The organism is Pantoea allii, from assembly GCF_002307475.1.
Classification (GTDB): domain Bacteria; phylum Pseudomonadota; class Gammaproteobacteria; order Enterobacterales; family Enterobacteriaceae; genus Pantoea; species Pantoea allii.
On the sequence record NZ_NTMH01000030.1, the window covers coordinates 184,636 to 195,134 of the forward strand.

Genomic DNA, 10,499 nt, shown 5'->3' on the forward strand with positions numbered 1-10,499 from the left:
GTTGATTGTGTCTGATCGTTCCCATCTTGTTCGTTACCTGAAAAAGCAGCATGTGCTTTCATTATGCTGCTGTGCCGACAACGATTTGTGGTGTGCAAACTGCTACTACGTGTTTGATGAGTCACGCATGGTATTCTGGCTGATGACCGAGCCAGATACACGTCACGGCCTGTTGGCGATAAAACACAACAGCGTAGCGGGCACCATCAATGGACAACCGAAGACGGTATTGCTGATAAAGGGCGTGCAGTATCGTGGTCAGATCAGGCAGCTCAGCGACGAAGAAGCAACGGAAGCGTGCACCGCCTATCAACGGCGTTTTCCGGTTTCGCGCAAGGTCGCCGCGCCCTTATGGGAAATTACGCTGGATGAGCTGAAAATGACGGACAATGCATTGGGATTTGGTAAAAAAATTGTCTGGCAACGCGAGGCGTAAATAAAGCGCCCCCTTCCTGGCGGAAAAGGGCGTAAGGCCGTTACAGCGCCTGCAGAATACGCAGGGATTCACGGTTAAACGCGGGCAGGTCCGCGGGCGTGCGGCTGGTGACCAGTTTGTCACTGTCAACCACCACTTCCTCGTCGCGGAAGTCGGCACCGGCATTGATCAGGTCAATGGCAATGGCTTTTACGCTGGTCATTTTACGACCGCGCACACCATTCGCACTGATCAACAGTTGTGGCCCGTGGCAAATAGCAAAAATGGGTTTGCCGCTCGCCACAAATTCTTTGGTAAAGGCAACAAAGCGATCGTCACCGCGCAATGCATCCGGTGAGTGTCCGCCTGGCAACAGCAGGGCATCAAATTCTGCCGGACTCACTTCGTCGATGCTGCGATCGATAGTGACTTCAGCCTCACCCTGTTTGCCTTTCACGGTTTTGCCCGCTTGCTCCTCAATCGTTACCACTTCATAGCCTGCGCGTTTGTAGATCTCGGCTGGCGAGGTAAACTCAGAGTCTTCAAATTCATCGGTGATCAGAACCGCAATTTTGGTGCTCATCTTTACCCTCCTTTAGGCATGTTAGGCGCATACTGCGCTATCCTGATTACCTGTTAAGTCTGGTTGTCGATTCTGAGAACGCAAGCCAGGCGGCTCACATTGGCCAGATTTTGCACGGCTGGCGGCGAAACAGGGAATATTCCGAGATGAATCGTATATTACTGACGGGCGCAACCGGGTTAGTGGGATCGCACCTGCTGCGTTTACTGATCGCTGACCCGCGCGTTGATGAAATTATTGCGCCGACTCGCCGTGCGCTGCCGGTGATGAATAAAGTGATCAATCCCGTTGAAGCCGATCTAACCGATGTCCTGCGCCCGCTGGACACACCCTTGACGACGGTATTTTGCTGCCTGGGTACGACCCGCAAACAGGCGGGCAGTAAACAGGCATTTATTCACGTAGATTACACGCTGGTGGTGGATACTGCGTTGAACGGTTTACGTCTGGGTGCCAGACAGATGCTGGTGGTCAGCGCGCACGGCGCAAATCGTCATTCCCCTTTTTTATACAATCGCGTTAAGGGTGAGATGGAAAATGCGTTGCGCCATCAGGACTGGCCGCACCTGACGGTGGTCCGGCCCTCACTGTTGCTGGGTGAGCGAAAAGATAAACGCCGTGGGGAAAGCCTGATGGCCCCGCTGTTCGCCTGGCTGCCTGGCAACTGGCGCGCCGTCGCGGCCCAGGATGTGGCGCGCTACCTGCATCACCAGGCGTTTGCTGAGGAAAAATCCGGGTTCACGCTCATCGCGTCGGGTGATATCCCGCGTGCGTCAGCGTAAGTACCAGATTTGCTGATTGCGGCTGCCACGCCACAGAAGCGTGGCATCTTTCTCTGCCGCTTCAAACCGCCCGTCAATCATGACGTCTATCCAGGGCAGGACTGCCCGTTGCGCCGGGCTGAGCGTCTGCATCTCATAGCCGGTCCACAACCAGATGTCTTTGCCTGCACACTCCTGTTTGACCCGTTTCACCAGGCGACGGATATGCGGCACATTGTGGGGATGCAGCGGATCGCCGCCGCTCAGCGATAAACCCTGACGCGGGATGCGCGTATCTTTCAAGTCAGCCAGTAGCTGCTCTTCCATCGCCAGTGTAAAAGGCACGCCAGAATCCAGCCGCCAGGTGCTCTGATTGTAACAGCCACGGCACTGGTGCTCGCAGCCCGAAACAAACAGCGTACAGCGTGTGCCGGGGCCGTTAACAATATCGACATCGTAGTAGCGATGGATGCGCATCATCCCAGCTGTCCGCTATCAAGGTGTTTCACCCGACGCTGAACCTCCTGCTGTTTACCGGCGTTGAACGGACGGGCATCCGGGCTTCCCAGGTAACCACACACGCGCCGCGTAACCGAAACCCGCGCGGGATCGTGATTGCCACAGTTGGGACAGGTAAAGCCACGGCTGGTGCAGGTAAATTCACCGTTAAAACCGCAGTCGTAGCACTCGTCAATAGGCGTATTAGTGCCGTAGTAAGGCACCCGGTCGTAGCTGTAATCCCAAACGTCTTCCAGCGCTTTCAGGTTGTGCTGCACGTTGGGATATTCGCCGTAACAGATAAACCCGCCGTTAGCCAACGAAGGATAGGGCGCTTCAAAATCGATCTTATCGTAAGGATTCACCTTCTTCTCGACGTCCAGATGAAAGCTGTTGGTGTAGTAGCCTTTATCGGTAACGCCGTTTACCACCCCGAACTGTGCGGCATCCAGACGGCAGAAACGGTCACACAGGTTTTCACTGGGCGTACTGTAAAGGCTGAAGCCGTAGCCGGTTTCGTCTTTCCAGGCGTCGGTCGCGGCGCGCATCCGTGCCACGATGGCAACGCCTTTGGCACGCAGTGTCGCATCATCGAAAGGATGCTGTTTTGCGCCACTCAGGGCGTTCAGGGTTTCATGCAAACCGATGTAGCCCAGTGACAGCGAGGCGCGACCGTTACGAAAAATCGGGCCAATCTCATCATCGGCATTGAGCCGGACGCCGCAGGCTCCTTCCATATAGAGGATCGGCGCAACGCGGGCTTTGGTTTTTTCCAGCCGGGCGACGCGCGTCATGAGTGCCCGCTTTGCCAGCGCCAGCCGCTCATCCAGCAACGCCCAGAAACGGGTTTCGTCGCCAGCGGCTTCCAGTGCAATGCGCGGTAAATTCAGGCTGATGACACCGATGTTGTTGCGGCCTTCATGAATCTGCTTGCCGTTTTCTTCATAAACGCCCAGGAAGCTGCGGCAGCCCATCGGGGTTTTAAAGGAGCCGGTGACCTTAACGACCTGATCGTAATTAAGAATATCGGGATACATCCGCTTGCTGGCACAGGTCAGCGCCAGTTGCTTGATATCATAGTTAATATCGTCCGCACGGCGGTTAATGCCTTCACGAATCGTAAACACCAGTTTAGGAAACACGGCGGTTTTGTGGTTTTTACCCAGCCCGGCCAGGCGGTTACGCAGAATGGCGGTCTGAACCAGCCGTGCTGACCAACTGGTGCCCAGGCCAAAACCAAAGGTTACAAACGGCGTTTGGCCATTTGCCGTATGTAACGTGTTCACCTCGTACTCCAGCGACTGAAAGGCGTCATAGCACTCTTTTTCAGTGCGCTCGCGGGCATAGGCTTCCGCCTGAGGAATGTGCCAGCTCTGAGCCACGGCAAGGTGCTTAGCAAAGCTCTTTTCCACATAGGGTGCCAACACTTCATCGATGCGATTCAGGGTGGTACCGCCATAAATATGGCTGGCGACCTGAGCAATAATCTGCGCCGTAACGGCCGTTGCGGTGGCAATGGATTTTGGCGGCTCGATCTCGGCATTCCCCATTTTGAAGCCGTTGGTCAGCATGCCTTGCAGATCGATCAGCATGCAGTTAAACATGGGAAAGAAGGGCGAATAGTCGAGATCGTGATAGTGGATCTCGCCGCGCTCATGCGCCTGCACAACATCTCGCGACAGGATCTGCTGCTGGGCGTAGTGTTTTGCCACGATCCCGGCCAGCAGATCGCGCTGTGTCGGGATCACTTTGCTGTCTTTATTGGCATTTTCATGTAGCAGGGCGGCGTTGGTCTGATCCACCAGACCGCGAATGGCGTGATGCAGTTGGCTGCGGCGTTCGCGCTCTACGTCGCGATCGTGACGATACTCAATATAGGCGCGTGCCAGCTGAGGATAAGGCCCCGCCATCAACGTTTCTTCCACCGCATACTGGATATCACCAATATCCACTTCCTCGCGATCGGCCAGTTGGGTACTGACCCGATCGGCTACTGTGGCGCACCAGGGTGCATCTTCCACATTTGCTGCCCGTGCCGCCGCCGCCACCGCTGCAGCGATACGCTGTGCGTCAAAGCCTACGCGGCATCCGTCGCGCTTCACCACCACCGTTGCCATTTTCTCTCCATTAACTACATATAGGTGTGTTTTTGGATTCTAGGCTCAACATGTAGTAATTGCAGCGAATTAATTGGCTTGTTTTTGACCTGAAGCAAAGAAGCCGTGAACAAGGAGATAAAACCAGCGCCGGAAAAAAAACGACCCAGGATCGCCTTTCTCTGCGCGCTAATTTGCTTACGCCACAAACTGGCTTAACTCTGTTTATCGTTCTTTTTTGCCATTGACTCGCAGGGAACCGTGCCAGTGTCGTCACGCCGAAAGATGCTGTGCATTGACCTTTTCGTCGCCGCCTTGCGTCAACACCAATGCCCTGGCGGAGTCCACAGAACGCAACGGCTGAAGGAGGGTGACGGGAAAAACACTCTGAGCACGGGGGTGGCGCGCTCCGTGTGGGTTGAATGCCGCGCTGAGCGCGCGGCATGCTAAAGGTGAAATCAGGATGAGGTAATCGGGCCACCAACCGAATGGCGACGTACCAGCGTAGGGCTGAACATATTGGTCACTTCGGGCAGCGGCTGTTGATGCGCGAGAGCCAGAGCCAGTTCGGCGGCCTGCTGGGCCATCGTGACAATCGGGTAACGCACGGTGGTTAAACGCGGGCGAACGTAGCGGGAAACCAGCACGTCATCAAAGCCGATCAGTGACATCTCTTCCGGCACCTGCACGCCGTTATCGCTCAGCACCGCCAGCGCACCGGCTGCCATGGAGTCGTTGTAGCAGGCCACAGCGGTGAAGTTTTTACCCCGTCCCAGCAGTTCGGTCATGGCCTGTTCACCGCCAACTTCATCCGGTTCGCCCCAGGCGACCAGCCTGTCATTGCAGGGCAGACCATGCTCCTGCAGCGCATCGTAATAACCCTGCAGGCGATCTTCGGCATCGGAAATGGTGTGGGTGGAGCAGATAAAGGCAATATTCTGGTGGCCCAGTTGAATCAGATGGCGCGTGGCGAGCCAGGCACCGTAGCGGTCATCGAGCGCGATACAGCGCTTTTCAAACCCTTTCAGCAGCCGGTTCAGTAACACCATGCCCGGCATTTGCTTCATCAACACTTCCAGCTCGCTGTCGGGGATTTTTTTGGCGTGAACCACCAGCGCCGCGCAGCGATGCCGCATCAGTTGTTCAATCGCCTGGCGCTCTTTTTGCTCATTATGGTAACCGTTACCAATCAGCAAAAAGTTGCCCGTCTGGCCTGCCACCTCATCAACGGCTTTAACCATCGCGCCGAAAAAAGGATCGGAAACATCGCCAACCACCAGCCCCAGGGTTTCGGTTGACTGCTGGGCCAGCGCCCGTGCATTGGCGTTTGGATGATACTGCAGCGATTCCATGGCCTGACTGACAGCCTGACGTGAACTGTCACTGGCTTTAGGTGAATTATTGATCACGCGGGAAACCGTGGCGACAGAAACACCCGCCAACCGGGCAACATCCTTAATGGTAGCCATGCGTTTACCTGATTTTGGGGAAACGTTTACACATCGCACCAGTGTTACGGAAAAGCGGGCGCACATCAAGACAACAGAATGCCAGCGCTGTCGCAAACAAGGTAAAATCAGACGGTTGGTGATGCCTTCTGCCAGGGACCTGGCCCATGCTATGCTGCTTATCCCAACACCTGCCAAAGCGATGACCATGAAAATAAAAGTGCCACATCTGGCGCACTGGGGCGCCTTCACTGCGGTAAGCGAAAATGACCGTCTTATCGGCTGTGAACCTTTTTTTGCTGACGCCGATCCCTCGCCGATGCTCAACACCATTCCTGAACTGGTTTATTCAGACAAGCGCATTCGCCAGCCGATGGTGCGCCGCTCATGGCTGAAATCCCGCGAAAACAGCGACCGTACGCTGCGCGGACGCGAAGATTTTGTTGCCGTTGACTGGGATACCGCACTGGATCTGGTGGCAGAGGAAAATCGCCGCATTCGCGAACGCTACGGTGCGTCGGGCATTTTTAACGGCTCTTACGGCTGGTCATCGGCAGGACGGGTTAACCATGCGCGTACGCTGGTGCGCCGCTTCTATTTCCAGGGCGGCGGCGGGGTCGATCAGCAAGGCAACTACAGCTGGGGCGCCGCGCAGTTTTTCCTGCCCTACGTGATGGGCACCTACATGCCGCTGACCGGGCGCGTCACCGACTGGCCGCAGGTGGTGGAACATGCGGAAGTGTTTGTCGCCTTCGGTGGACTGGCGCTGAAAAACGCGCAAATCGCATCCGGCGGCGCAGGCCAGCACAGCCTGAAACCGGCGCTGGAGCAGCTGGCGGCGAAAGGCACGCCGGTGATTAACATCAGCCCGATGCGCGACGACTGTCCTGCGTTCGTTAACGCAGAGTGGATACCGATCCGGCCCAATACCGATGTGGCGTTGATGCTGGCTCTGGGCTATGAAATTTATCAGCGTGGCGCGACCGACGAGGCGTTTCTTTCCCGGCACTGCACCGGCTGGCCACAACTGCGTGCCTACCTGCTGGGCGAAAGCGACGGCATCGCCAAAACTGCCGGCTGGGCAAGTAAGATCACCGATATCCCGGCGGATCGCATTGTGCAACTGGCCCAGCAGCTGATCGGCAAACGCAGTTTTATCACCTGCTCCTATTCCGTCCAGCGCGCCCACCGTGGCGAACAGCCTTACTGGATGATGATCGCGCTCTCTTCCATGCTCGGGCAGCCGGGCTTGCCGGGCGCGGGCTTCTCGTTTGGGCACGGCTCAATGAACAGCGTAGGCAATCCGCGTCAGGAAGGCCCCGCGCCGATGATGAGCACCGGGCCGAATCCATCGGGTCTGTCCATTCCGGTGGCGCGCATCAGCGACATGCTGCTTAACCCAGGCCAGCCTTACGGTTTCCAGGGCGACACTCTGCACTATCCGGACATTCATATGGTGCACTGGGCGGGCGGCAATCCGTTCCACCATCATCAACAGCTTAACCGGCTGGTGGAAGGCTGGCAGAAGCCCGATACCGTGGTGGTTCAGGATATTGTCTGGACGGCTGCTGCACAGATGGCCGATATCGTACTGCCCGCGACCACCACGCTGGAGCGCAATGATATCGGCGGTTCATCGCGTGACCGTTTTGTGCTGGCGATGCATCAGGCGATTAAGCCGCAGCATCAGGCGCGCAATGACTTTGATATTTTTGCCGATCTGGCGGAGCGCTTAGGCTATCGCGACACCTTCACCGAAGGGCGCAACGAGATGCAGTGGATAGAACATCTCTACCAGCAATGTGCGGTGGCGCATGGCCGTCGTGGCATTCCTTTCCCTGAGTTCGCTGAGTTCTGGCAGCGTGGCTTTGTGGAGATTCCCGAAGGCGGCAAGCCCTACATCTTTATGGAAGATTTCCGCGCCGATCCCGAGGCCAACCCAATTCAGACCGCGAGCGGTAAAATTGAGCTGTTCTGTCAGACCATCGCGGATTACCAGCTGGAAGATATGGCCGGGCATCCGGAATGGCGTGAGCCTCAGGAATGGCTGGGCGCGGCAGCCAGCCGTGATTATCCGCTTCACATGATCTCCATCCAGCCATCGGACCGGCTACACAGCCAGTTAGACGCGACGGCCAGCGTTCAGGGCAACAAAACCGCCGGGCATGAAACCCTGTATATGCATCCGGCGGATGCGGCGGCGCGTGATATCGAGGACGGCGATGCGATCGAGGTCAGTAATGCGCGCGGTAAAATACTGGCTGGCGTGCGGTTAACGGAAGGGCTGAAGCAGGGCGTGGTGATCATTGCCACCGGCGCCTGGTTTGATCCCGGCTTTGGCAAAGCGTGGCAGCCCTTTGACCGTGCAGGTAACCCGAACGTGTTAACCCTGGATATCGGCACATCATCCCTGACGCAGGGGCCCAATGCCATGAGTTGCCTGGTTGACATTAAAAAACATGCCGTTTGCACAAAAGCGTAAGGATCTCATGGCTGGTTACATTTTGCAGGCATCTGTTGCGTTTCAGTCGTGGCAAAAAAGCCGCACCGCTTGCTACAGTCAGGGTCCCAGAGGTATTGATGGGTGAACATCAATTGATTTTTTCTTGATTACACCGACCTGCGTAGATACGCAGGTTTTTTTTGCCCTGAACAAAATGAACGATAACGAACTGATACACAGTTTTCCTGTGTTTTTGCCAGCGCTTTGATTATAACTGCTGGATTGACCTCTTTTTTTTAAGCGCAGCGGATTGCCATGCCCCGGATTAAAAAATTACTGGGTAAAGACCAGATAAAAGCCCCGTTTAACCCTTTCCGTTTTCGTCTGATCTGCCTCGGCGTATTTACCTGCCTGGCGGTTCTGCTGGCGCGCGTGGCTGATTTGCAGTTTCTTAACCAGCCGATGCTTGAGCATGAGGCCGATCAGCGCTCGCTGCGCACCGTCACCTTGCCCACCAGCCGCGGCACGTTGCTGGATCGCAATGGCGAAGCGCTGGCGCTCAGCGTGCCGTCGCGGGACGTGATCGCGGACCCGCAGCGCGTGCTGGAGAGCAATCCTGATTTTACCAGCGCCAAATGGGCCTATCTGGCGGCGGCGCTGAGTATGCGACCGGAAGAGGTGGCGGCGCAAATCACCGCGAACCCAAAACGTCGTTTCCTCTACCTTGGTCGCAAAGTCGAGCTGGGGATCGCCAAAGACATCAAAGATCTGAAACTTAAGGGCATCAGTGAAGTTTACGATGACAGCCGTTTTTATCCGATGAGTGAAGCCTCCGCACCGCTGATAGGGATTGTCGGGGCCGATAACACGGGCCTGAACGGTCTGGAAAAAGGCTTCGATAAAGTCCTGCAGGGCCAGCCGGGTAAAGAAGTCTATCGCCAGGATGCGGCGGGCAATATCATCTCGATGATCAGCTATCAGCCGCCCACGCAGCCGCCCACGGTCCAGCTCAGCATCGATAAATTCAGCCAGTACACGCTGTACAGTAAGCTGCGCGATGGCGTGCTGTTAAACAAGGCCGATTCGGGCGCGGCGGTGTTGGTTAAAATTGACACCGGCGAGATTCTGGCAATGGCCTCTTATCCGTCGTTCAACCCCAACAACTATCAGGGGGCAACCCCGGCGCAGATGCGCAATACCGCCATTAACGACAGCTACGAGCCGGGCTCGACGGTAAAACCGCTGGTAGTGATGGAAGGGCTGGAGCGCCACCTGGTGCGGCCAGATTCTGTGCTGGATACCACGCCTTACCGGGTTAACGGCCACCTGATTCGCGACGTCGGCCACTGGCCACGTCTGACCATGACCGGTATCTTGCAAAAATCGAGCGACATCGGCGTGTCACATATTGCCCTGGCGATGCCGGCAGAGGCGCTGGTAAACACCTTCTATGCGTTTGGTCTTGGCAAACCGACCGGGTTAGGCTTAACCGGTGAAAGCGTGGGCTACTTCCCGTTGCACCGCACGCGCTGGGCGGATATCGAACGCGCGACCTTCTCCTTTGGCTATGGTTTGCGCGTCACGCCGCTGCAAATTGCCCGGGAATACGCCACGCTGGGTTCCTATGGCGTTTATCGTCCGCTGTCGATCACCAAAGTTACACCGCCGGTGCTGGGCAAGCAGGTCGCGAACCCGGAAACGGTGAAGGAAGTCGTGCACATGCTGGAAAGTGACGTCTTACCGGGCGGGACCGGCGTCAAGGCGGCGGTGCCGGGCTACCGTCTGGCCACCAAAACCGGTACGGCGGAAAAAATGGGCACCAGCGGGAAGTATGACGGTGGCTATGTCAACTACACCGCAGGTATTGCCCCGGCCAGTCATCCCGAGGTGGCGCTGGTGGTCATGATTAACCATCCGACCGCAGGCGATCACTTCGGCGGCTCCGTTGCTGCGCCGGTGTTCGGTAACATCATGGGGCCGGTGCTCAAGCACATGAATATTGCCCCGGATGCTATCTACAGCAAGCCTGTGGATAGCGGTTCAGATAAATCCTAACCAAATCAAACTGTAAGCGAGGTGTGGATGTTTTTACACCTCGTTTCATTTCGCCGAATTCATTTTCCTTTTTCATCTGTCCCTGTCCCTCACAGAGTGAGAGGATGGAAATCCCAGAGGTATTGATGGGTGTGAAAACGGGCACTGCTCCGGCAAGGCCAATCGTTATTACACCAACCCACGCAGATGCGTGGGTTTTT

8 protein-coding genes are annotated in these 10,499 nt (G+C 56.4%); 4 read left to right on the forward strand and 4 right to left on the reverse strand.

The window, feature by feature from the left end:
* The first annotated feature begins 7 nt into the window (after positions 1–7).
* On the forward strand, positions 8–436 hold the full coding sequence (locus CMR03_RS10400) for a YhbP family protein (RefSeq protein WP_096011470.1): 429 nt from the start codon (positions 8–10) through the stop codon (positions 434–436).
* Between the two features lie 40 nt (positions 437–476).
* Here the strand turns inward: CMR03_RS10400 and CMR03_RS10405 are convergent, their stop codons facing one another.
* On the reverse strand, positions 477–998 hold the full coding sequence (locus CMR03_RS10405) for a type 1 glutamine amidotransferase domain-containing protein (RefSeq protein ID WP_063878171.1): 522 nt from the start codon (positions 996–998) through the stop codon (positions 477–479).
* Positions 999–1,144: 146 nt separating this feature from the next.
* On the opposite strand from CMR03_RS10405, the gene CMR03_RS10410 reads away from it, so the two are divergent.
* Positions 1,145–1,780, forward strand: a complete 636-nt coding sequence (locus CMR03_RS10410) for an NAD-dependent epimerase/dehydratase family protein (protein WP_096011471.1) — start codon at positions 1,145–1,147, stop codon at positions 1,778–1,780.
* Here CMR03_RS10410 and nrdG read toward each other — a convergent pair.
* The 3 genes from nrdG to galR form a co-directional block, all read right to left on the reverse strand.
* The gene (nrdG, locus tag CMR03_RS10415; protein WP_096011472.1) at positions 1,772–2,239 is read right to left on the reverse strand and encodes an anaerobic ribonucleoside-triphosphate reductase-activating protein; all 468 of its coding nucleotides are present in this window, start codon (positions 2,237–2,239) and stop codon (positions 1,772–1,774) included. The genes CMR03_RS10410 and nrdG overlap by 9 nt on opposite strands.
* Positions 2,236–4,374 (reverse strand): anaerobic ribonucleoside-triphosphate reductase, encoded by a 2,139-nt coding sequence (nrdD, locus tag CMR03_RS10420; protein ID WP_096011473.1) that lies wholly within the window; start codon positions 4,372–4,374, stop codon positions 2,236–2,238. Before nrdD ends, nrdG begins: the two co-directional genes overlap by 4 nt.
* 437 nt (positions 4,375–4,811) lie before the next feature.
* Positions 4,812–5,822: an HTH-type transcriptional regulator GalR gene (gene galR, locus CMR03_RS10425; RefSeq protein WP_063878175.1), complete on the reverse strand. Its 1,011-nt coding sequence runs from the start codon at positions 5,820–5,822 to the stop codon at positions 4,812–4,814.
* 187 nt (positions 5,823–6,009) lie between these two features.
* On the opposite strand from galR, the gene CMR03_RS10430 reads away from it, so the two are divergent.
* Both CMR03_RS10430 and CMR03_RS10435 read left to right on the forward strand, forming a co-directional pair.
* Entirely contained in the window at positions 6,010–8,283 is a 2,274-nt protein-coding gene (locus CMR03_RS10430; RefSeq protein WP_096011538.1) for a molybdopterin guanine dinucleotide-containing S/N-oxide reductase, read from the forward strand.
* A 276-nt stretch (positions 8,284–8,559) separates the two neighbouring features.
* Complete coding sequence (locus tag CMR03_RS10435) at positions 8,560–10,299, forward strand: penicillin-binding transpeptidase domain-containing protein (protein WP_063878176.1); 1,740 nt, start codon at positions 8,560–8,562, stop codon at positions 10,297–10,299.
* The last annotated feature ends 200 nt before the right edge of the window (positions 10,300–10,499 follow it).

Coding starts and splice junctions, on each gene's coding strand:
- CMR03_RS10405 (WP_063878171.1), bottom strand. CDS start 998: ATGAGCACCAAAATTGCGGTTCTGATCACCGATGAATTTGAAGACTCT.
- CMR03_RS10410 (WP_096011471.1), top strand. CDS start 1,145: ATGAATCGTATATTACTGACGGGCGCAACCGGGTTAGTGGGATCGCAC.
- nrdG (WP_096011472.1), bottom strand. CDS start 2,239: ATGATGCGCATCCATCGCTACTACGATGTCGATATTGTTAACGGCCCC.
- nrdD (WP_096011473.1), bottom strand. CDS start 4,374: ATGGCAACGGTGGTGGTGAAGCGCGACGGATGCCGCGTAGGCTTTGAC.
- galR (WP_063878175.1), bottom strand. CDS start 5,822: ATGGCTACCATTAAGGATGTTGCCCGGTTGGCGGGTGTTTCTGTCGCC.
- CMR03_RS10430 (WP_096011538.1), top strand. CDS start 6,010: ATGAAAATAAAAGTGCCACATCTGGCGCACTGGGGCGCCTTCACTGCG.
- CMR03_RS10435 (WP_063878176.1), top strand. CDS start 8,560: ATGCCCCGGATTAAAAAATTACTGGGTAAAGACCAGATAAAAGCCCCG.